The organism is Pseudopontixanthobacter vadosimaris (assembly GCF_012979275.1).
GTDB classification, from domain to species: Bacteria; Pseudomonadota; Alphaproteobacteria; order Sphingomonadales; family Sphingomonadaceae; genus Pseudopontixanthobacter; species Pseudopontixanthobacter vadosimaris.
This window is the reverse complement of sequence record NZ_JABASZ010000037.1, coordinates 38,377-59,717: the sequence shown is the minus strand read 5'-3', so window position 1 is coordinate 59,717 and position 21,341 is coordinate 38,377. Positions and strand designations below refer to the sequence as shown.

Annotated in this window: 22 protein-coding genes, 1 tRNA gene and 1 pseudogene; 11 read left to right on the top strand and 13 right to left on the bottom strand. The window is 63.7% G+C overall.

All coding sequences use genetic code 11. From position 1 onward, the window contains the following. Positions 1 to 16: 16 nt before the first annotated feature. Together HG250_RS09295 and HG250_RS09290 are read right to left on the bottom strand one after the other, a co-directional pair. The gene (locus tag HG250_RS09295; RefSeq protein ID WP_170004952.1) at positions 17 to 547 is read right to left on the bottom strand and encodes a hypothetical protein; all 531 of its coding nucleotides are present in this window, start codon (positions 545 to 547) and stop codon (positions 17 to 19) included. A 58-nt stretch (positions 548 to 605) separates the two neighbouring features. Beyond that, positions 606 to 2,114 (bottom strand): CoA-acylating methylmalonate-semialdehyde dehydrogenase, encoded by a 1,509-nt coding sequence (locus HG250_RS09290; protein WP_170004950.1) that lies wholly within the window; start codon positions 2,112 to 2,114, stop codon positions 606 to 608. Positions 2,115 to 2,278: 164 nt separating this feature from the next. Here HG250_RS09290 and HG250_RS09285 point away from each other — a divergent pair. Continuing rightward, a tRNA-Gly gene (locus tag HG250_RS09285) sits at positions 2,279 to 2,352 on the top strand. Positions 2,353 to 2,521: 169 nt separating this feature from the next. Continuing rightward, on the top strand, positions 2,522 to 3,307 hold the full coding sequence (locus HG250_RS09280; RefSeq protein WP_170004948.1) for an alpha/beta fold hydrolase: 786 nt from the start codon (positions 2,522 to 2,524) through the stop codon (positions 3,305 to 3,307). A 51-nt stretch (positions 3,308 to 3,358) separates the two neighbouring features. Here HG250_RS09280 and HG250_RS09275 read toward each other — a convergent pair whose 3' ends face one another. The 6 genes from HG250_RS09275 to HG250_RS09250 all read right to left on the bottom strand — a co-directional run bounded on the left by HG250_RS09275 (position 3,359) and on the right by HG250_RS09250 (position 6,598). Further along, complete coding sequence (locus HG250_RS09275; RefSeq protein WP_240957036.1) at positions 3,359 to 3,841, bottom strand: DUF6692 family protein; 483 nt, start codon at positions 3,839 to 3,841, stop codon at positions 3,359 to 3,361. Continuing rightward, positions 3,838 to 4,365, bottom strand: a complete 528-nt coding sequence (locus HG250_RS09270; RefSeq protein WP_240957053.1) for a DUF305 domain-containing protein — start codon at positions 4,363 to 4,365, stop codon at positions 3,838 to 3,840. Before HG250_RS09270 ends, HG250_RS09275 begins: the two co-directional genes overlap by 4 nt. An 82-nt stretch (positions 4,366 to 4,447) precedes the next feature. After that, on the bottom strand, positions 4,448 to 5,179 hold the full coding sequence (locus HG250_RS09265) for a MauE/DoxX family redox-associated membrane protein (protein ID WP_170005174.1): 732 nt from the start codon (positions 5,177 to 5,179) through the stop codon (positions 4,448 to 4,450). 47 nt (positions 5,180 to 5,226) lie between these two features. Next, positions 5,227 to 5,700 (bottom strand): DUF411 domain-containing protein, encoded by a 474-nt coding sequence (locus tag HG250_RS09260; RefSeq protein ID WP_170004946.1) that lies wholly within the window; start codon positions 5,698 to 5,700, stop codon positions 5,227 to 5,229. Positions 5,701 to 5,717: 17 nt separating this feature from the next. Next, positions 5,718 to 6,326 carry a DUF2231 domain-containing protein gene (locus tag HG250_RS09255; protein WP_170004944.1) on the bottom strand — a complete coding sequence of 203 codons (609 nt, stop codon included), beginning with the start codon at positions 6,324 to 6,326 and terminating at the stop codon, positions 5,718 to 5,720. Further along, entirely contained in the window at positions 6,323 to 6,598 is a 276-nt protein-coding gene (locus HG250_RS09250; RefSeq protein WP_170004942.1) for a metal-sensing transcriptional repressor, read from the bottom strand. The genes HG250_RS09255 and HG250_RS09250 overlap by 4 nt, the downstream gene beginning before the upstream one ends. Before the next feature lie 93 nt (positions 6,599 to 6,691). Here HG250_RS09250 and HG250_RS09245 point away from each other — a divergent pair, with 93 nt between their 5' ends. The 8 genes and pseudogenes from HG250_RS09245 to HG250_RS09210 all read left to right on the top strand — a co-directional run bounded on the left by HG250_RS09245 (position 6,692) and on the right by HG250_RS09210 (position 13,600). Then, positions 6,692 to 8,563, top strand: coding sequence for a copper resistance system multicopper oxidase (locus HG250_RS09245; RefSeq protein WP_170004940.1), 1,872 nt, complete (start codon positions 6,692 to 6,694; stop codon positions 8,561 to 8,563). After that, positions 8,560 to 9,591 carry a copper resistance protein B gene (locus HG250_RS09240; RefSeq protein ID WP_170004938.1) on the top strand — a complete coding sequence of 344 codons (1,032 nt, stop codon included), beginning with the start codon at positions 8,560 to 8,562 and terminating at the stop codon, positions 9,589 to 9,591. Before HG250_RS09245 ends, HG250_RS09240 begins: the two co-directional genes overlap by 4 nt. Positions 9,592 to 9,618: 27 nt before the next feature. Continuing rightward, positions 9,619 to 9,939 (top strand): annotated as a pseudogene (locus HG250_RS09235) (DUF4331 family protein); the annotation flags it as partial. 39 nt (positions 9,940 to 9,978) lie between these two features. Then, entirely contained in the window at positions 9,979 to 11,322 is a 1,344-nt protein-coding gene (locus tag HG250_RS09230; RefSeq protein WP_170004936.1) for an alkaline phosphatase PhoX, read from the top strand. 49 nt (positions 11,323 to 11,371) lie between these two features. Further along, complete coding sequence (locus tag HG250_RS09225; RefSeq protein ID WP_170004934.1) at positions 11,372 to 11,935, top strand: hypothetical protein; 564 nt, start codon at positions 11,372 to 11,374, stop codon at positions 11,933 to 11,935. Positions 11,936 to 12,039: 104 nt separating this feature from the next. Then, the gene (locus HG250_RS09220) at positions 12,040 to 12,504 is read left to right on the top strand and encodes a Dps family protein (RefSeq protein ID WP_170004932.1); all 465 of its coding nucleotides are present in this window, start codon (positions 12,040 to 12,042) and stop codon (positions 12,502 to 12,504) included. Between the two features lie 17 nt (positions 12,505 to 12,521). Next, positions 12,522 to 13,142: a 6-phosphogluconolactonase gene (locus tag HG250_RS09215; protein ID WP_170004930.1), complete on the top strand. Its 621-nt coding sequence runs from the start codon at positions 12,522 to 12,524 to the stop codon at positions 13,140 to 13,142. Further along, positions 13,130 to 13,600, top strand: coding sequence for an NUDIX domain-containing protein (locus HG250_RS09210; protein ID WP_338103897.1), 471 nt, complete (start codon positions 13,130 to 13,132; stop codon positions 13,598 to 13,600). The genes HG250_RS09215 and HG250_RS09210 overlap by 13 nt, the downstream gene beginning before the upstream one ends. Positions 13,601 to 13,604: 4 nt before the next feature. Here the strand turns inward: HG250_RS09210 and dinB are convergent, their stop codons facing one another. Next, positions 13,605 to 14,732 carry a DNA polymerase IV gene (dinB, locus tag HG250_RS09205; RefSeq protein WP_170004928.1) on the bottom strand — a complete coding sequence of 376 codons (1,128 nt, stop codon included), beginning with the start codon at positions 14,730 to 14,732 and terminating at the stop codon, positions 13,605 to 13,607. A 173-nt stretch (positions 14,733 to 14,905) separates the two neighbouring features. Between dinB and HG250_RS09200 the strand changes: the two genes are divergently transcribed. Continuing rightward, positions 14,906 to 16,207 carry a multidrug effflux MFS transporter gene (locus HG250_RS09200; protein ID WP_170004926.1) on the top strand — a complete coding sequence of 434 codons (1,302 nt, stop codon included), beginning with the start codon at positions 14,906 to 14,908 and terminating at the stop codon, positions 16,205 to 16,207. Positions 16,208 to 16,227: 20 nt separating this feature from the next. Here HG250_RS09200 and HG250_RS09195 read toward each other — a convergent pair whose 3' ends face one another. The 4 genes from HG250_RS09195 to HG250_RS09180 are packed head-to-tail and all read right to left on the bottom strand — an operon-like array spanning position 16,228 to position 21,338. Beyond that, on the bottom strand, positions 16,228 to 18,099 hold the full coding sequence (locus tag HG250_RS09195; protein WP_170004924.1) for an acetyl/propionyl/methylcrotonyl-CoA carboxylase subunit alpha: 1,872 nt from the start codon (positions 18,097 to 18,099) through the stop codon (positions 16,228 to 16,230). A gap of 40 nt (positions 18,100 to 18,139) precedes the next feature. After that, on the bottom strand, positions 18,140 to 19,159 hold the full coding sequence (locus tag HG250_RS09190; protein WP_170004922.1) for a phytoene/squalene synthase family protein: 1,020 nt from the start codon (positions 19,157 to 19,159) through the stop codon (positions 18,140 to 18,142). Beyond that, positions 19,156 to 19,737 (bottom strand): LOG family protein, encoded by a 582-nt coding sequence (locus tag HG250_RS09185; RefSeq protein WP_170005172.1) that lies wholly within the window; start codon positions 19,735 to 19,737, stop codon positions 19,156 to 19,158. The genes HG250_RS09190 and HG250_RS09185 overlap by 4 nt, the downstream gene beginning before the upstream one ends. A 56-nt stretch (positions 19,738 to 19,793) precedes the next feature. Next, positions 19,794 to 21,338, bottom strand: coding sequence for a phytoene desaturase (locus tag HG250_RS09180; RefSeq protein ID WP_277348091.1), 1,545 nt, complete (start codon positions 21,336 to 21,338; stop codon positions 19,794 to 19,796). Positions 21,339 to 21,341: the final 3 nt, after the last annotated feature.

Below are 21,341 nucleotides of genomic sequence, written 5' to 3'. Positions count from 1 at the left end.
TTCGGCTGAAATTCGGTTAATTGTTCGGATTTGCGGCGCAGCGTGAGTATTCAAGCGGACCGGGCGCATTCTCGCCATACTCGCGCTTGACGAGCCTTGCACCGCCCGCGCGGCTTTCAAGTTCGATCTTCCGTTCCCAGACCATGCCTTCCCCTTCGAAGTCGAAGCCGGCGCGTATGCTGCCGGTATCGGCATTCTCGATATTTTGCAGCCGAGCCATGGATTCATAAAAGGTGAGGGTAGTGGGGGCGACGGTCAGCAGCCCCTTGGCATCGCCGCGGGTGGAGGTGCAATCCGCAGGCACCAGACCCCAGCGCCCGTAAAGCGCCGGTGGAATGATCTCTGTCGTGGATGCCCCGGAATGGGCCGGGGCCCCGTCGCCAATGCCGCCCCCGGGTTCCACCGGCAACATCTCCTGCCCACTCGCGGCTGATCCGGCCTCGCCAGCTTCGGGAGCCGTTTCGGGGTCGGCTTCGGATGAACAGGACGCAAGCGCCATCGCGGCAATCAGTGCCATCGTGGCCGTTCTGCTTGCGGGAAAGATCATCTGCCTGTTCCTGGAAATATCATGTGACCCGCGCAGATCCTGCGCCGCAGACACGGAATTATCCCATGATCGGGATGACGAAAGTATTGGCCAGTTCGCCATCGCCGCCAAGCCCATCGGGCCAGCGTGCGGTGACGGTTTTCACCTTGGTCCAGAACTTGATGCCTTCCATGCCGTGCTGGTTGGTATCGCCAAAGGCGCTGCGCTTCCAGCCGCCGAAGCTGTGGTAGGCGACCGGCACCGGGATCGGCACGTTGATGCCGACCATGCCGACATTCACGCGAGCAGCGAATTCCCGCGCCGCATGGCCGTTGCGGGTGAAGATGGCGACGCCATTGCCATATTGATGCTTGCTGGGCAGGGCGACGGCCTCGTCGAAATCCCTTGCGCGCACGATCTGCAGCACCGGCCCGAAGATTTCCTCGCGATAGCTTTCCATGTCGGGCGTGACATTGTCGATCAGCGTCGGGCCGACGAACCAGCCCTTCTCATGGCCCTGCAAAGTGAACCCGCGTCCATCGACGACGATATCGGCGCCTTCCTTCTCGGCCGTGGCGATCCAGTTCTCGATGCGTTGCTTGTGTTCGGCGGTAACGACGGGGCCGTAATGCGCCTCGTCATCGGTGGAGATGCCGACCCGCAGCGCGTCGATGGCGGGGATCAACTTGTCCTTCAGCCGTTCGGCCGTGTCTTCGCCCACAGGCACGACGACCGGCAGGGCCATGCAGCGTTCGCCCGCAGAGCCGAAAGCGGCCCCGGTCAGATCGGCGACCACCTGGTCCAGATCCGCGTCGGGCAGGACGATGCCGTGGTTCTTCGCGCCGCCCATCGCCTGCACGCGCTTGCCCGCAGCGACTCCGCGCTTGTAGACATAATGCGCGATGTCGGACGATCCGACGAAGCTCACTCCGGCGATATCGGGATGGTCGAGAATGGCGTCGACCATTTCCTTGTCGCCATGCACGACCTGCAGGATGCCTTCCGGTCCGCCTGCTTCCAGGAACAATTCGGCAAGGCGGCGGGGAACGCTGGGGTCGCGCTCGCTCGGCTTCAGTATGAAAGCATTGCCGACCGCAACGGATATGCCGAACATCCACATCGGGATCATGGCAGGGAAATTGAACGGCGTAATGCCCGCACCGATACCCAGCGGCTGGCGCATGGAATACACGTCGATGCCCGGCCCTGCGCCCTGCGTATATTCGCCCTTCAGCGCATGGGGAATGCCGCAGGCAAACTCGATTACATCCAGCCCGCGCTGCACGTCGCCGCGCGAATCGGCGATGACCTTGCCATGTTCGCTCGACAGCATCTGCGCCAGATTGTCCATGTCACCTTCGACAAGGCGCTTGAATTCGAACATCACGCGCGCCCGGCGCTGGGGGTTGGTCGCTGCCCAGTCTGGCTGCGCCTTCTTCGCCGCCGCGACGGCACGCTCCAGCAAGGCCGCATCGCCCAGCGGAACCCGTGCCTGCACTTCGCCCTGGCTCGGATCGAAGATGTCATGCATGCGTCCATCCGATTTCGTGTCGGCACCTCCGGCAATGAAATGGTCGACGATACGCATAAACTTCCTCTCGGCTATCTGAATCTTTTAAACCTGACTTTCGCTGTCCTACGCTTTCGGCTCGCGCAAATCAAACCGGGGCAGGCGAGAATTTCCGCACTCCCGGAAGGCATGGCGGATTGACCGCGCCGCCACTAACCGGCAAATGCGATCCCAGCGGGCTTGCGGGTGTAGCTCAATGGTAGAGCAGCAGCTTCCCAAGCTGACGACGAGGGTTCGATTCCCTTCACCCGCTCCAGCGCTATCCTTCCCCGGCACACCCGGAAACGCTACAGCGGAAGCGAAGATCCTCCGGTAGCAACGTGCCTTCGGGGCTGAGCTTCGGCCAAGCTGGCGTTTGAGGTCGCTTAGGAACGGATTGTTCGTTCCGGACGCACCCCGAATGCGTTTTGAGGCGTTATACCGGTATGACCATGCATTATACGCGCGCCGGCCGCGGCAAACCCCTTCTGCTTGTGCATGGGCTCGGGGGAACCCACCGCTCGTGGGACACGATCTCACTTGCGCTTGCCAGGGAGCGGGAGGTAATCGCCCTCGACCTGCCGGGTCACGGGCAGACACCCGAAGAACCTGACAGCGGTACGTTCGCCGGGCTGGCGCGCAGCCTTGACGAATGGCTTGTCGCTGAAAACCTTGCAGGCGTCGATATGGCAGGCAGTTCCATGGGCGCCCGTCTGGTCCTCGAAATGGCGCGACGCGGGCAGGCCGGTGCCGTCGTCGCCCTCGACCCAGGCGGCTTCTGGCAGGGGTGGGAGCGTAATTTCTTCAGGACCACCATAACGGCATCGATCGCTCTGGTCCGGACGCTGCAACCGGCGCTCCCTGCGATCACCAGAAACGTCGCAGGCCGGACTGCCCTCATGATGCAGCTCTCCGCGAGGCCGTGGGCGCTGGACCCCGCGGTCATCTCGCATGAACTGAAGACATTTGCAGAGACGCGCACTTTCGGCGCGCTGGTGAAGGATCTAGCCACAGGCCCGGTCCAGAAAGGCCCTGCGAAGGGTTCTGCGCCAATCGTCATCGGCTGGGGGCGAAAGGACCGGCTATGCCTGCCGCAGCAGGCGAACCGCGCGATGGCGGCGTTCCCTGACGCGGAATTGCACTGGTTCGAACATAGCGGCCACTTTCCGATGTGGGATCAGCCGCAGGAAACGGTCCGTGTCATCCTGGATGCTACGGGCCGATCGAACTGACGCTGCGGAGAGCTGGTACGGACGTGGAATGAAGCGATCCGATCATCCCTTTTATCCGCAGGTCGTGTAACCCCGATAGCCCAGCTCGTCTCCGGCGCCGGGCGGCACGATGATGATTTCCTGCGATTGCAGGCCGGCATCGCCCTCGTCATCCAACGTGCGCATTGTCAGCAGGAGTTCGCCGCTGGTGAAGCGATCGGGTCCAGCGGCCTGCATCGGGATCAGCGTGCCGTTCAATTTGACGAAAGCCTGTGCGCCCGGTTCATAGATCACCGTTGGGAAACCGACTTCGGTCAGGCTGTAGACGCACCGCCCGCTGGTTCCGCCGATTGCCGCGATGTCGGCCGCGCTCATGGTTTCGGGTTTCACCAGCGCAGTCGCGATGTTCCGAAGGGCGCTTGAAGCCGGCTCGATCGGCGAGGCTTCTGCCGGCGGGTCCAGATGGGCTTCGCGGTCGTTGCCGATGGCGGTATTCTGATTGCAGGCGACGAGCGCAGCGGACAGGCCGGTGGCAAGGAGCAAATTCATCCTCATCGTGCGTCTCCTTCGGGCGCTTGTGTTGAACCAGGGTCCGGCTGCGTGGCGGCGGCAGGCAGGGCTTCGATCCCTTCCGGCAGGCGTTCTTCTGTCCGCACGCCGTTCGCCTCGATATCGGCGATCAGATATTTCATCTGCGCGATCTCGCGGCGCTGGGCGAGGATGATGTCATGCGCCAGCTTGCGCACGCGCGGATCCTCGAGGCTGGCCCGCTCGCTGGTCATGATCGCGATCGAATGATGCGGGATCATCGCTGCCATGTATTCCTCGTCATCGACCGTGACCTGGCTGCGGACCAGCCACAGGGCCAGCGCGAATACCACGGCTGCCACTCCGAGGATGATGAAGTTCTTCGTCCGGTCCTTGTACATGCCCCACATGAAGAGCAGCATGACCACCATCATCATCGCGCCCATCACGAACATCATCCAGAAGCGTGTCTCGCTCCAGAAGATATGATCGGCATCGTAGGTGTTGGTATACATCAGGAAGAACATGATGACCGTGGACGTCGCGACCATTGCCATGAAGCGCCAGTAATTGCCGCCTCCATCTTTCGATTTGTCGTGGTTTCCTGAACTCATGAGAAGACTCCGCGAAATTTTACAATGTGATCCAGCCGAACGCCCTGGCACCCATCCACAGGCCCATGCCGATCATGAACAGATTCTCGGTCAGCGAGACGAAGCCCAGCGGAACGTTGCTGCTGCCGCCCACGCAGGCGCATTTCAGTTCTCGCCTGTCGATATAGACCGCCTTGTAGACGCTGATCGCGCCGACCGTGCCGATGAACAGCGATATCGGCACCGAGACGATCGGCAGCGCGTGGGCGACCATCAATATGCCGGCCAGAGCCTCACCGAAGGGATAGATGAAGCCGTAACGCACCCACCGCTTCGCCAGCAGGTCGTAATTGAGGAACATGGTCGAGAAGCTGCGGATGTCCTGCAGTTTCTGTACCGCGAGCAGTACCATCGACACGCTGACGAACCATTCCACCGCCTGCACGGTGAAGACAGTATCGAACGCATACCAGCTGATCGCCAGCCCGAGCAGGAAGGCCATGCCGAGGATGGCGATGACCGGCTGATAGCTCGTCTCGCCTTCTTCCGGCTGGCTCCGCGACTTGCCGAAATGCTCGCGCAGATCGTCATAGCCGCCGATGCGCCTGCCGGCGATGAAAGTCTGCGGCGTGGTCCCGACACCGTGCTTTTCCTTGAAAGCGTCGGTCTCTTCGCGCGAGGACAAATGGTGGTCCTCGACCTTGAATCCTTCGCGCTTCAGCAAGTCGACGGTCTTGAGCCCGTAAGGGCAGACATGACCGGGCATGACCATCCGGTAGACGGTGGCGGTCCTGGCTTTTTCGGTCCTGTTGCTCACGATCAACTCCCCGTGTAGCTGTTCCAGACGCTGCGTCCCTCGGGGCCAAAGGCAATGACCTGATAGGGCTGTCGGTGGTCGCCATGCTCCATGCCGGGAGAACCCATGGGCATGCCCGCGACCGCAAGGCCGGTCACGCCGGTCGGCCGCTCGGCCAGCAGGCGCTCGACATCGGCAGCGGGCACGTGGCCTTCGATGACATAGCCCGCTGCTACCATGGTGTGGCAGGATCGCAGATCGCCCGGCACCCCGCGCTCCGCCTTGAGCGTAGCCATGTCGGGGTGATCGACGGCTTCGACCTCGTGTCGTTCGCCCTGTTCCATATGGCTGGCCCATTCGAGGCAGCAGCCGCAACCGGGATCGCGGAACATCGTATATGTCGCCGCCTGGGCAGCGCAGGCGGACAGAGCTGTTCCGAGCACCAGCGCGCCTGAGAGAGAGCGGCGGGCGATAGCGGTACGAACGAATGCAAGCATGAGGAGACTCCTGAGTTCTACAAACCGAGATGATCGGGGCCATGAGCGAGTTCGCCGCCCCAGTAGCCCTGCGCGAGAATGGCGGTCGCAATCAGGGCGAGCAGCATCCGGAAAGGCCGCCGGTCGGTGCGCCTTGAGAGCATTGCGGCAATAGGTGCCGCGACGGCAAGGCCGGTGCCAGTCCAGCGATGCCACTGCATCGTCGCATCCCCGCCGAACCACGGGCCGGTATGTATCCAGCCGAACAGGGCCGCGATTACCGCGCCGGCAGCGCCGGCCCAGATCAAGACGGTGGCGGCGCTGCCGAGGGTTGGAGAGGAACGTGCCATGGCCAAGGCTTCCACCAGGCCGGCCACCAGCAGCAGCGCTATGGGAAAATGCACGGTAGCGGGATGCAGCCGCGTCCAGACCGGACCAGCATCGTCGCCATGCTGCGAAGCAGGCTCACCGGCCTCTTCGGGATCAGGGGCATCCGGCGTCACAGGAGTTGCCGATGCCGGGCCAGCAGAGCGCACAGGAGTTTCGTCCTGCTGCTCGCCACCATGCTTTTCAGTTCCGTGAGCGAACGCAGATTGTGCCATGACGATCAGGATGGCTGCCAGCAGGAGGCGCGGAAACACCGTCATCGCTTGGCTTTTTCGAAAAGATCGACGAGTTCGCCGAATTTCTGCTTCTGTTCTTCGGCGTCGCCACTGGCGATCGCTTCTGCGACACAGCACCCCGCATGCCGCTTGAGGATCTCGCTCTCTGCCCGGCCCAGCGCCGCCTTGACCGCCTGCATCTGGTTGAGGATGTCGATGCAGTAGCGGTCGTCTTCGACCATCTGCGCGACTCCGCGAACCTGCCCTTCGACCCGGCGCAGGCGATTCACGATCTTGGACACGTCAGCTGACGGCACGATTGGGCACTCCAGTTCTCCCGACGCGTGGTGGGTCACTTGCAATACTCATGGGGGGTATATATGCCGCAAGCCGAAGGAGTTGCAAGACCGATGACCGAATTCGCTTTTTCGCGCCGTGCCTTGTTGAGTGCCGGAGCTGCGGGAGCCGGAGTATTGGGGTCGGCGCTTGTTCTGCCGGCCTGGGCGCGCGGCGCATCGCTACAGCATGGCGGGATGATCCGCACCGGCTTCGACGAGGTTTCCGGCCGCGACATCCGCCTGAGCGTGGGCGAGGGCATGCGGGTGGTGCAGGGCCGCCGGGGTCATGCTGTCGCGGTCAATGGCACGATTCCCGGGCCGCTGGTGCGGCTGAAGGAAGGCGAGCCCGTCCGCATCCATGTCACCAATACTCTGAAGGAAGACACATCGGTCCACTGGCACGGTCTGCTGGTGCCCTTTCAGTTCGACGGCGTTCCCGGCATCAGTTTTCCCGGCATCCGGCCCGGCGAGACCTTCACTTACGATCTGCCCGCCATCCGCCAGTCGGGCACCTATTGGTGGCATTCGCATTCGGGCCTTCAGGAGCAGTCCGGCCATTACGGCCCGCTGGTGGTCGACCCGGCCGGGCCGGACCCGATCCAGGCCGACCGCGATTTCGTGCTGCTGCTTTCGGAATTCACGCCGCTGCACGGCCATGCGATCATGGCGAAGCTGAAGAAGGGCGAGGCCTATTTCAACATGCAGCAGCGCAGCTGGACCGACGATTACGACCTGACGGGCGAAGAGCGGCGGATGTGGGCGAAGATGCGGATGATGCCGACCGACATCACGGACGTGTCCGGCTCCACCTATACCTATCTCGCCAATGGCATGGGGCCGGAAGAGGGGCTCGAATATCTGTTTCGCCCCGGCGAACGCGTGCGCTTCCGGGTGATGAACGGCAGCGCGATGAGCTTCTTCAACATCCGCATCCCAGGCGCAAGGCTGACGATCGTCGCCGCCGATGGCAAGGCAGTCCGCCCGATTGAAGTGGACGAGTTCCAGATCGGCACGGCGGAAACCTACGATTTCCTCGTCGAACCGACAGGCGAGGCGATGGCGGTGGTAGCCGAGAGCATGGACCGGTCGGGCATGGCGCTGGCTCACCTCGTCAGCCGTCCCGGCGCGCGCGCGCACGTTCCGGCACTGCGCGAACCGCCGCTGCTGACGATGGCATCGATGGGCATGGCCGGAATGGATCATGCCGGTATGAATCACGGTGGTATGGATCAGGGTGGCAGCGACATGGCCGGCATGGATCACGGGGCCACGGACCATGCGGCGATGGGGCACGGGACGGTTCCGGCGCAAACGACCGCGCCGGAGCCGATGGACATGGCAGGCATGGGCGGCATGAACATGCGCGATACCTCGCTCCTGCCGCCTGACGTCCACGTGGGGCCGGGGATCGACATGGTATCGATGAACCCGGTCGACCGGATGGGCGATCCGGGGATCGGCCTCGACAAGGTGCCGCACCGGGTGCTGACCTATAATGATCTCGTCGCGCTGGAGGCCAATCGCTACGCCCGCACGCCTACGCGGCAGATGGAGATCCACCTGACCGGCAACATGGAACGCTACATGTGGTCCTTCGACGGCAGGAAGTTCTCCGCCGTTACTGACGATCCTATTCGTTTTGCTTACAACGAGCGGGTGCGCGTGAGGCTGGTCAATGACACGATGATGGCGCATCCGATCCACCTGCACGGTCATTTTTTCGAGCTGGTCAACGGCGCGCCGGCGGATCATCAGCCCTTGAAGAATGTGGTGATCGTCCAGCCGGGCGGCAGCGCCACTTTCGATCTCACCGCCAATGAGGAAGGCGACTGGGCCTTCCATTGTCACCTCCTGTACCACATGCATTCGGGCATGTTCCAGATCGTGACGGTCGCGCCCAGGGGCGAGCAAGCCGAACAGCCGCGCGTCGGGAGCGACAAATGAGAACCGTGCTTTTCGCGCTGCTGCTGACCACCGCTGCGCCCGCCTTCGCGCAGGATCACGCTGGCCACGCCGGACATGAACCTGCCAGGACATCCGCAGAGACGGTTTGCGAGAAGGAGGCCGAGCGTCATCGTGCGATGGGGCATCCCGTGCCTGATGGGCAGTGCGAGCCCGGCGGTCCTGCTGCAATGGACCATCGGGCGATGGACCACAGCGAGATGAACGGCATGGATCACTCGCAGATGAATCACGGACAAATGGCGCAACCCGGCGCTGCCGAGATTCCATTCTCCCCTCCGCCGCCCGAGGCAGGCTCCGGCCCGCCGCGGGCAGCCGATGCGATCTGGGGGGCGGACGCGATGCGCGCGAGCCGCGAGAATCTTCCGGCCGAACTCGGCGACACCCGCTATTTCTGGGTGCAGGGCGACCGGGTGGAATATCGCGCGCGGGATGGCGACGACGGCTATCTGTGGGATGTGCAGGGCTATTACGGCGGTGATCTCGACAAGTTCTGGTTCAAGTCGGAAGGCGAGGGGAGCTTCGGCGAAAAGATCGAGAGCGCCGAGGTCCAGGCACTCTACAGCCGGGCGATCACGCCATTTTTCGACCTTCAGGCCGGGATGCGGCAGGATCTGGCCCCGATGGATCGCACCCATGCCGTGATCGGCGTGCAGGGCCTTGCCCCCTATCTCTTCGAAGTGGATGCGGCTGCCTTCCTGTCGGACAGGGGCGATCTGACGGCCCGCGTAGAGGTCGAACTGGACCAGCGGATTACCCAGCGGCTGATATTGCAACCTCGGGTCGAAGCCTCGTTTTCGGCGCAGGACATCCCCGAACTGGAGATCGGCGCCGGGCTGGATACGCTCGAGGCCGGCCTGCGCCTGCACTATCATTTCGCCCGCGAGTTCGCGCCCTATATCGGGATCGATCAGGAATGGAGGATCGGCGACAGCGCCGATTTCGCCCGCCTCGAAGGACAAGACCCGAGCGTCACCAACTACGTTGCCGGCATACGCTTCTGGTTCTGACCCGCTCGATCTGACAGCTCGTCCGATCCGGCGCCAGCGGCCAATCAGGGCAGCCTTGGCGTTCTCGGCGACGATCTGGCCGGCTTCCCCAACGGCCGCAGGTCCGGCGACGATGCGACCGAGATCGTGTTTCGCGTAGCCAAGGGCAGGTTGTGCTATCCCGTGTCGATCAACGGCCAGGATACCGATCTGGGCCTCTGCGATCCGAGCGATGCGCCTGTCGGCAATGTGCCCTACACGGCCCGGATGCGCGATAAGGCTGGACGGGCAGGCCGTTGCAGGCTGACGACGTATCGTTTTCCTCAAGGCCGCTCATCTTCATCGTCATGTCGCAATGCCGATAGATGATACACGCAACTGGCAACATCCTGTGCTACAGGACCGGTCATGACGAACCCACCTGCCTTGAACCGCCGCAACTTTCTTGCCACCGGCAGCGCCTTTACCGCGCTGGTCGCCAGTGGCTGTTCGACCGCCGGCGCGGGAAGACTGGCGGCTGCTGGTGGCGAAAATGCGATCTATGGTGCGTTAGAACCTGATCCCGCGGGCGTGCTGGATCTGCCGCAGGGCTTCTCCTATCGCATCATTTCGCGGCTCGGCGATGTGATGGACGACGGCGGCACCGTGCCTGACAAGGCGGACGGCATGGGCTGCATCGACCTGGGGGGCGGTCGGCTGGCGCTGGTGCGCAATCACGAACTCGTCACGACGGACGATGCTGGCGGGCAGATCGCCCGTGGTTTCGACAGCCGTAATGGCATGGTCCTGCCGGGCGGCACGACGACGCTGGTGCTGGATGAAAAGACGCTGGAACGACTGGCGGAGTTCCGCTCGCTTGGCGGAACGATCCGCAATTGCTCCGGCGGGATTACCCCCTGGGGCAGCTGGCTGACCTGCGAGGAAGCACCGGTGCGCCCCGGCGAACGCTATGGCGATGGCATTGCCAGGGATCACGGCTGGGTCTTCGAGGTGCCCGCCAATGCGACGGGGCTGGTGGATGCCGTGCCGTTGAAGGCGATGGGCCGCTTCAATCACGAGGCGGCCTGCGTCGACCCTGTGACGGGATACGTCTATCTGACCGAAGATCGCGAGGACAGCCTGCTCTATCGCTTCATCCCCGCGGTGCAGGGCCAATTGGCGCAGGGCGGGCGGTTGCAGGTCATGGTGCTGGACGATGGCCTGCGCGACAGCCGCAACTGGGGCACGCCTGTCATGCGGGTGGGCAAGCGTCATCCGGCCCGCTGGCTCGATATCGATGATGTGGAAAGCCCTGCCGACGATCTGCGCCAGCGCGGTGCGGCCAAGGGTGCGCTGCTCGTCGCGCGTGGCGAAGGCATCCATATGGGCCGGAACGAACTGTATGTCTGTTCCACCAATGGCGGTGCGGAAAAGCTGGGCCAGATCTTCCGCCTGCGCCCCTCGCGTTCGGATGCGCCCGATGCGTTCGAGCTGTTCTTCGAAAGCGACAATCCCGATCAGTTCAATTTCGGCGACAATCTGACGACATCGCCCAACGGCCATCTGATCGTATGCGAGGATCAATATACCGAAGTGGTGACCAACCATCTGCGCGGGATTACTCCGCAAGGCGTCGCCTATCCGCTGGGAATGCTGCGGATGCAGACCGAGCTTGCCGGAGGATGCTGGTCGCCCGACGGCAGGTGGTTCTTCGTCAATGCCTACAGCCCCACGCTGACACTGGCGATTACGGGACCATGGGTTTCCGCCTGACGGGACTGGCGCCGGTGACGAAGAACCGTTCACGGGGCCCGCGCTGATCGTGCCCGCATTATTCCTCGCCTTCCTTGCCGTTCTGGTCCTGTCTTTCGGCGGGCGCGATCAATTGCTGATCGCGCAGCTTTCCGCCCGATCCGGACAGTCGACTGCGGTTCTGCTGGCCGGCGCAATTTCTGCGACGGTGGCAGCGGGCGCGATCGCGGCGGGCGGAGCGTGGATGGCGGGGATGATGTCACCCTCGGCACGGACGATGTTCGTGGCGCTCGCGCTCGGCCTTGCCGCGTTCGAACTGGTCTGGCCTGTCCGCGTGACGAGGCCTGCCGAACCCACCCGGTCCCTCTTCGCCGTTTTTCTCGTCCTGCTTTGGCGGCAGGTGACGGATGCCGCCAGGTTCGTCGCGCTGGCCGTGATCGTCGCGACATCCGCGCCGCTGCCGGGCGGGATCGGGGCAGCGCTTGGCGGGCTGTTGGCGACTGCCCTGCCCTGGGCTGCGGGCGATGCACTGGAAGCTCATGTCCCGCTGCGAGCCATTCGCATCGGGCTGGCCGTGCTGGTCCTGATCGCAGCGATCGTACTCGGTCTGTCCGCCAGAGGGCTGGTGGCTTGAAGCGTCTGATCGGTTCTATCGATGTCAGCGATGTAACGAAGACTAGAAACGCTTTCACCCGCGGTACGTTGAAACGGCAGACAGACATGAAAGAAGGACAAGGCATGACAGCTCAAGGCGACAATTCCAAACAGGCGCTGTTTGCAGCGCTCAACGGTTCGGTGGCGGATCATCTGGCGCTGTATGTGAAGACCAAGAATTTTCACTGGCACATGGCAGGCCCGCGCTTCCGCGATCTGCACCTGCTGTTCGATGAACAGGCCGCGCAACTGATCGGCGTGGTCGACGCGATCGCCGAACGGGTCCGCAAGCAGGGCGGCGAGACGCAGACGTCTATCGGCTCCATCGGCCGGACGACGCGCATTGCCGATCAGGATGACACATCCCTTTCGAGCGACCAGATGATCGCGGAACTTCGCGACGCCAATCGCAAGCTGCATGAAGGGCTGCTTGACGTAAAAGCCACCTCGGAAGAGGCGGGCGATCATGCCACCAATGGCATCGTCGACGACTGGATCGACCAGGCCGAGGAACGCATCTGGTTCCTGTCGCAGACCCTGAAGGGCTGACGGGCGGGCTGGGCGACATGGCGGATTGCACGATGATCGAGGGTGCCGGGGATGCGGAAGTCGCGGCGTGGCTGCACCGGCAGTTGCGCGGAATCATGGCTGATGCGGAAGGCCCGGTGACCATCACCGTGCCCGGCGGTTCCACGCCGTTTCCGATCATGGAACGGCTCGTGACGATGCCGCTGGCTTGGGACCGGCTGGTGGTCTGGCCGGGCGACGACCGCGCCGTTCCCGAAGATCATCCTGCCAGCAACACCGGGCGCATCCGTTCGCTGTTCGAGCCTGCGGGGGCAGAGGTGGTCACCCTCACCATCATGGAACAGGTGCCGCCCTTCGCGCTTGCATGGCTGGGCATGGGCGGGGACGGCCATGTCGCCTCGCTGTTTCCGGCCGGCGATCCGCAGGTCGACGATGAAGCGCCCATACGGCGAATTACGCCCGATCCGCTCCCGCCCGAGGCTCCCTTTGACCGGATCACGCTGACGCTGCCCTCGCTGCTGACGGCAGGGCAGATCATGTTCGTGATCCGCGGCGACGAGAAAAGGGCCGTGTTCGAGGCGGCCCGGAAGGGGGAGAACGACCTGCCTGTCGCCCGCCTGCTCGGCGCAGCCACGCAGGAAATCACGTGCTTCGCCTGATCCCCGACCCGCTTTACAGAAGCGCGCTGCGACTTGCCGACAGGCTGCGCAAGAAATGGTGGCAATTGACCCGGCCGACCCTGCTCGGCGTCTCGGTCTGTGCCGAGAACGCGCAGGGCGAGGTGCTGATGGTGCGCCTCAGCTACGGTATGGGCAACTGGAGCTTTCCCGGCGGTGGATGCCACCGGGGCGAGGATTTCGATGCAGCGGCCCGCCGTGAATTGCTGGAGGAAACCGGCTGCCGGATCGAGGACATGGAACTGCTCGGCAGCGTGGAGGAGGATCTGCACGGTGCCAGCAACATCGTGGCCGTGTTCGGCGGCAGGACAGACGATTTGCCCTGCATCGACCGCCGCGAGGTCATAGAAGCGCGATTCTTTCCCGTCGATGCTCCCCCGGCGCAGCTTACCTCGGTGGGCAGAAGGCGGCTGGACCTCTATCGGCAATGGCGCCGGTAATTGGCTAGAACAGGGTAAGCTGCGCTTCGGCGGCGCGCCGGTCCTTGCGGCTGCCTTTTTCGACTCCCTGCAAATTCGACAGCGTCAGACCCATCAGCCGGATGGGCAGGGGCAGGGGAATGGCCTCCTCCAGCAGCGAATGTCCGATGCGCGTGAAATCCGCCTTGTCGATCACGTTGCGCGGCAGCGACCGGGCGCGGGTGGCGATCTGGAAGTCGTTGTATTTCAGCTTCAGCGTGACGGTGCGGCCCCTGGCGCCATTTCTCTCGATCCTTTCCCAGACGATCTCGGCAATGCGATCCAGCGTTTCGCGCAATTCCGGCGGCGAGGAAATATCCTCGCCGAAGGTGCGTTCTCCGCCTACCGACTTGCGGATGCGGTTGGCGCGCACCGGGCGCAGGTCGATGCCTCTCGCCGCCCCATGAAGGTAGTCGGCGAAACTGCCGAAATTCGCACGCAGCCAGGCCATGTCCTTCGCGGCCAGATCGGCACCCGTTTCGATACCCAGCCGGGCCATCTTCTCGGCTCCCTTGGGGCCGACGCCGTGGAAGCGGCGGACGGCAAGCCCTTGCACGAAAGTCGCGCCTTCGCCGGGACGGATGACGCAAATGCCGTCGGGCTTGTTCTGGTCGCTGGCCAGCTTGGCCAGGAATTTGTTGTAGGAAACGCCGGCACTGGCAGTGAGGCGGGTGGCGGCGAATATCTCCTGCCGGATCGCCTGCGCTGTTCGCGTGGCGCTGCCCGACCCGCACGGATCGCCTGTAACGTCGAGATAGGCTTCGTCCAGGCTGAGCGGTTCGACCAGCGGCGTGTGATCGCGAAATATGCCGCGGATGATGTCCGATGCCTCGCGATATGCGTCGAAACGGCTCTTGCAGAAGATAAGGTCCGGACACAGGCGCCTGGCCGTCACGGATGGCATGGCCGATCGCACCCCGAACTTGCGCGCCTCGTAACTCGCGGCGGCGACCACGCCGCGACCCGCCGATCCGCCGACCGCCACCGGCTTGCCGCGCAATTCCGGGTTGTCGCGCTGTTCGACGCTGGCGAAGAATGCATCCATGTCAATGTGGATGATCTTGCGCAATTCGCCCGGATGAGCGGCGATTTCGCGCAATTCTTCGGCACGCATGACGCAATCCCCGCCTTCCGGATGTTTCTCGCCGGTGCTGTCAGATTGCCTGCCCATCCCGTCCCGGATACAGCTTTTACGACCCCGGCGGAACAGTAGTCGCGTCACCGGATTTTGTGCGGATGCGAAAAGATTGCTTACAAAGCGACGCTGCGGGCATTAACTGGCGTTCCATGTCTGAAGCCACCGAAACCTCTGCGACCGCCTCTGCTCCTGCCGGCAGGGAGCAGGAGGAGCGCAGGATCAGTGAGAACACCCTGATCTGGATGATGGCGCTGCTGATGGCGCTGAATGCCTTCGGCATCGATGCAATCCTGCCTGCGCTGGACGATCTCGCCGCCGATCTGGGTGCGGGCGGCAACAGCCGGCAGTTCGTGATCGGTGCCTATCTGATCTCCGCCGGTTTCGGCGCGCTGGTGCCGGGCAGCTTTGCCGACCGGTTCGGCCGCCGCCCGGTGCTTTTCGTCGGGCTGGCGGGTTACATCCTGCTGTCCATCGCCTGTTCCCTGGCGACGGATTTCAACACGCTTCTGGTGCTGCGGGCGATACAGGGGTTCGGCGCGGCCGCGATCATCGCTCTGCCGCCCGCCATCATCCGCGACCGCGTGGGCGGCGACAAGATGGCCCGGATGATGAGCCTGATCTTCGTCATATTCCTGATCGTACCCGCCGTCGCCCCCAGCATCGGGCAGGGCATCATATCGCTTCTGGGGAACTGGCGCTGGATCTTCGCCGCCATGGCCATCGCCGGCACGGTAATGTCCATCTGGGTGTACAGAAGATTGCCCGAAACGCTGGACGAGGCCGACCGCCAGCCGATCCGCCTGCCGATCATCATGCGCAACATGCGCCATGCGGTCACCTTCCGCGAAACCATCGGCTATACGCTCGGCAGCGCGCTGGTGTTCGGCGGATTGTTCGGCTTCATCAATTCCAGCCAGCAACTTATTGGCGAGGCATTTGGCGCCGGCGACCAGTTCCCCTTCATCTTCGCGATGTGCGCCGGTGCCATGGCCATTGCCAACTGGTCCAATTCGCGGATCGTCGAACGCTTCGGCGCCCGGCGGGTCAGCCATATTGCCCTGTTCATCTTCATCATCGTCGCCGCGCTGCAATTATGGTTCGCGAACCGGCCCGACGAAAGCCTGTGGACTTTCGTCCCGCTGATGGCGGCCAATATGGCGCTGCTCGGCTTCATCGGTGCCAATTTCGGCTCGATTGCAATGGAACCCTTCCGCCATATCGCCGGTGCCGCCAGTTCCGCTCAAGGATTCCTGCGCCTGACGACGGGGGCCATTCTGGGGGCGCTGATCGGATTCGCCTATGACGGCACCGCCCGGCCGCTGGCTATCGCGCTGCTGGTCACGGCAACCGTCAGCCTCGTTTTCGTGCTGTTCAGCGAGCGCGGTGAACTATTCGGCGCGCCGCGGCCCGGGGATGTGGACGATCCGCCGGGAAGCCCGCATCCGGAATAGATTATCCCGCAGGGCGTGGATCAATCTTCAGTGCTGCTTTCGATCCGAACCAGCACCGTATCAACTTCGACCTGCCCGCCGACGGAGGCATCCAGATCCGCGACCGTTCCGTCGAATGGCGCGGTGAGGGCGTGTTCCATCTTCATCGCTTCCAGCACCAGCAGGCGTTGACCGGCCTCGACACTGTCGCCCTCCGCCACGTCGACGGCGATGATCCTGCCTGGCATCGGTGCGAGGATCGCGCCATCGCCGGCCGCTGCCAGACCCGATCCTCTCGCCTCGGTTTCGAACCCGTGAGCCTGGCCGCTGTCGAACACCACGATACGCGGTCCTTCCGCATAGCCGGGCATGATGTCGGCGACCTGATCGGGATCGAGTTCGACCGTCGTGAATTCCGCGCCCTGACCGAGAGCCACGGCCAGGCGGCGTGGTGCATTGAGCCTGAAACCCGATAGCTGCGAAGGCTGGCTGCGGTTGGCCACCATGGCGATTTCGGCAGCAGCCTTCATGACGGCTTCGTCCGGCTGTTGATCGGGGATCAGACTGTCGCCCTTGCGTTCGATGAAGCCGGTGTCGATCCGCCCGGCGACGAAATCGGCATCGGCAACGGCATTGGCGATGAAGCCTGCATTGCTGCGGACCGGCCAGATTTCCGCGCTTTCGGCCATGTCGACCAGCAGGTCGATGGCATCGTCGCGGTCCTCGCCCCAGGCGACAAGCTTCGCGATCATCGGATCGTAGAAGGGCGAGATCGCGTCGCCTTCCTCCACCCCGGTTTCGACGCGGCCCTGATCGCCGAGGTTCAGATGTTCCAGCGTCCCGGTGCTGGGCAGGAAGCCGCGCGCCGGATCTTCGGCGTAAAGCCGCGCTTCTATCGCGTGGCCGCGTATCTCCAACTCGTCCTGCGTGCAGGGCAGCGGCTCTCCGCTGGCGATCCGCAATTGCCATTCCACCAGGTCGACGCCGGTAATTTCCTCGGTCACCGGATGTTCGACCTGCAGGCGCGTGTTCATCTCCATGAAGAAGATGCGGTCCGCGCGCAGGCCGTCGCTGGCATCGGCGATGAATTCGATCGTGCCGGCGCCTTGGTAATTCACCGCCTGACCCGCGCGGACTGCGGCTGCGCAGATTTCCTGCCGCGTCGCATCGTCCATGCCGGGGGCGGGCGCCTCCTCCACGACTTTCTGGTGCCTGCGCTGCAAGGAACAATCCCGTTCGAACAGATGCACGACATTGCCATAGGAATCGCCGAAGATCTGCACTTCGATATGGCGCGGGCTGGTGATCCATTTCTCCAGCAGCACCTGCGTATTGCCGAAGCTGGCCTCGGCCTCGCGCCGGCAGCTTTCCAGCATCGCGGCAAATTCATCGCCCGCGTCGACCTTGCGCATCCCTTTGCCGCCGCCGCCCGCCACGGCCTTGATGAGCACCGGATAGCCGATGGCATCGGCCTCCTTGCGCAGGCGTTCGGGCGACTGATCCTCGCCCAGATAGCCGGGTGTGACCGGAACGCCCGCCTCCTGCATCAGCGTCTTGGCGGCATCCTTCAGGCCCATTGCGCTGATGCTGTCGGGCTTCGGGCCGACCCAGACCAGCCCGGCATCGCAAACATCCTGCGCGAAATCGGCATTCTCCGACAGGAAGCCGTAGCCGGGGTGAATGGCCTCTGCGCCGGTTTCGCGCGCGGCAGCGATGATCCTGTCGCCCAGGAGGTAGCTTTCGGCGGCCGGGGAAGGGCCGATATGCACCGCCTCATCCGCCATGCGAACTTGCAGCGCATCGCGGTCGGCATCGGAATAGACGGCCACGGTGCGGATGTTCATCGACCGGGCGGTGCGGATGATGCGGCAGGCGATTTCGCCGCGATTGGCGATGAGCAGGGACTGGATCATGCGGGCAGCACTATCCAAGTTCCGCATGATGCTCAAGCGATCACCAGCCCTTTATCGGCACGAGCTCGCCGCGCGTCCAGCGCGGCATATGTTCGGGCGTGGGCGGAGAATTGACCAGCGCTTCGAAGAAGGCGGCGATGACATGACCGGTCTTTGCCAGCGGGCCGATGACCACCCGCCGATGCCAGGCCAGCTGCCCGCGATCGCGCACCTTGCGCCCGATGGCACCATAGATGCGCGCGGCGGACAACACCGCCCAGCGCTGGCGGAACCGCAGATGTTTCGTGCCGAGACGGGCTGCGGCCTCATGCACCTCCATCAGGTCGATCAGGCGCGGGATCAGGGCGGCGAGTTCGAAACGATTGCCAGGCTTGGTATGCTGGCCCGGCGTAAGGTCGCGCTCGGCAAGCCATTCGGTGGGGATGTAGCAGCGGCCGGCGGCGTCATCCTCCACGACGTCACGGGCGATATTGGCCAGCTGGAAGGCAATGCCGAGGTCGCAGGCCCGGTCGAACATTTCCCCGTCCTTCGGATCGACTCGCATGACATAGGCCATCATCACGCCGACCGCACCGGCGACGTGATAGCAATACCGCATCAAATCGCCTTCGGTGCGCGGGCGCCATTCGCGGGCGTCCAGCGCGAAGCCGCCGATGACGTGTTCCGCCATCTCGCGCGTGATGCCGCTTTCGGTGGCAAGCTGGCCCATGGCATCGAAGGCGAGATCGGCGGTGGGCAGGCCCTCGAAGGCGCGATCGGTCAGGGCGCGGATCGCCTTGATCCGGTCCGTCGCCTGCTTCCCCGTCTGTTCGCCCAGGGTGCCGCCATGGTCCTGCGCGTCGGCAATGTCGTCGCAGCGGCGGCACCACGCATAGAGCAGCCAGGCGCGTTCGCGCGTGTCGCGGTCGAACAGGCGCGAGGCGAAGGCGAAGCTGCGCGAACCTCTGCCGATGGATTCTCGCGCCTTCTGCACCAGCGCTGCACGGTCGCGTCCGCCGCCTGCCTGCTGAGGTGTTGCGCGGATGACGCGGCTGGGGGCGAGCATTCTTTCCCGGGTCATAGATCGCCTGCCTTCATCCGGAAGATCGGCACATGCGCTTCATAGGCGGCCATGCGGCCCAGCAGGCGGTCCAGATCGTCATCGGCGACGATGATATCGCGATGCGCCTCGCGGATGAAACCGCTATCGGTCATGTGGCGGTTGAACGCGATCAGGTGATCGTAGAAGCCGAAGGCGTTGAGCAGGCCAACTGGCATGGTGTGATAGCCGAGCTGCGCCCAGCTGACCGCTTCCCAGAATTCGTCCATTGTCCCAACGCCGCCGGGGATGGTCAGGAAACCGTCCGACAGATCGGTGAAGGCCTGCTTGCGTTCGTGCATTCCGCCGACGATCCGCAATTCGCTGCATTCGGTGTTCGCCACCTCGCTGCCGGCGAGGGCGTCGGGTATGATGCCGATCACCTCGCCGCCCGCATCCAGCGCGCCGCCGGCGACAGCCCCCATCAGGCCCAGCCGCCCGCCGCCATAGACCACCCCGATGCCGCGCTCCGCCAGCACTCGGCCGACATCGCGGGCCAGCTGCATGTAGCGCGGGTCGGCAGGCGTCGCGCTGCCGCAATAGACGGCGATCCGCCGCAGCGCGCCGTTCGGGCTGGTCATGACGGCGTCGTGAGCAGTCTTCGTCATCATCTCCGTCATCTGGCAAGGTCTTCCAGCATCAGTCCCGCCGTCGCTTTCGCGCTGCCGACCACGCCCGGAATACCTGCACCCGGATGCGTGCCTGCACCGACGAGATAGAAATTGCCGATTTCGTCGTCGCGGTTGTGGCCGCGAAACCACGCGCTCTGTGTCAGGATGGGTTCGAGGCTGAAGGCGCTGCCCATGTGGGCGTTGAGATCGTGGTGGAAATCCTTGGGGGCATAGTGAAACTGCGTCACGATCCGGTCGTGGATATCGGGGATCAGCCGCCTGCCGACTTCATCCAGGATGCGCTTTGCCAGGATCGGCCCGACCTCGTCCCAGTCGATCGGCATCTTGCCCATATGCGCCACGGGCACCAGCGCATAGAAGGTGCTCATGCCTTCGGGCGCCATGCTCGGGTCGGTGACCGTGGGATGATGCAGATAGATGCTGAAATCTTCGGGCAGCACGCCATTGTCGTAGATGTCCTCCAGCAGTTCCCTATAACGCGGGCCGAACAGGATCATGTGGTGCGGAATGCCGGGCCATTTGCCCTTCAATCCGAAATGGACGACGAACAGGCCGGGGCTGAACTTCTTGCGCGACAGCGTGCGGGCATAGGATTTGCCGCGTTTCGTGTCCCCCAGCAGGTCGCGGTAGGAATGCATGATGTCGGCATTGCTGGCGACTGCATCGAAACGCTGGCGGTATCCGCCTTCGGTTTCCACCTCGGTGGCCCGGTTGCCCAGCGTGTGGACGCGCTTCACGGCGTCACCCACGCGCATCTGTCCGCCAAGGCGTTCGAAATGGCGGATCATGCCCGCTATCAACCGGTTGGTCCCGCCCCGCGTCCACCAGACGCCGCCATCCTTTTCCAGCTTGTGGATCAGCGTGTAGATGGCGCTGGTCTTCATGGGATTGCCGCCGACCAGCAGGGTGTGGAAGCTCAGTGCCTGGCGAATCTTCTCATTCTCGATGAAGCTCGACACCATCGAATAGACGCTGCGCCAGGCCTGCTTTTTCGCCAGGGCGGGCGCGGCCTTGATCATCGACTTGAAATCGAGGAACGGCACGGTGCCCAGCTTGACGTAGCCTTCTTCGTAGACTCCGGCGGAATAGTCGAGGAACCGGCGGTAGCCCGCCACATCGGCCGGATTCAGCTTCTCGATCTCGGCATGGAGTTCGGCATCCTTGTTGGAATAGTCGAAATTCGTGCCGTCGGGCCAGTTGAGGCGGTAGAAGGGGTGCACCTTCATCAATTCGACATCCTGCGCCATGTCATGACCGGAAATGGACCATAGCTCTTCGAGGCAGGGCGGGTCTGTGACGACGGTCGGCCCGGCATCGAAAGTGAAGCCGTCTTTTTCCCAGAAATAGGCGCGGCCGCCGGGCTTGTCGCGCCCTTCGATGACGGTCGTCGCGATGCCGGCGCTCTGCAGGCGCATGGCCAGCGCCATCCCGCCAAAACCCGATCCGATCACGCAGGCGCTCTTGCCGGCATAGGTCGGATTGGCCGAAGCTGAACCGGCGCGCACTTCGTTGCCTCTGGCAGGAGCCATGTC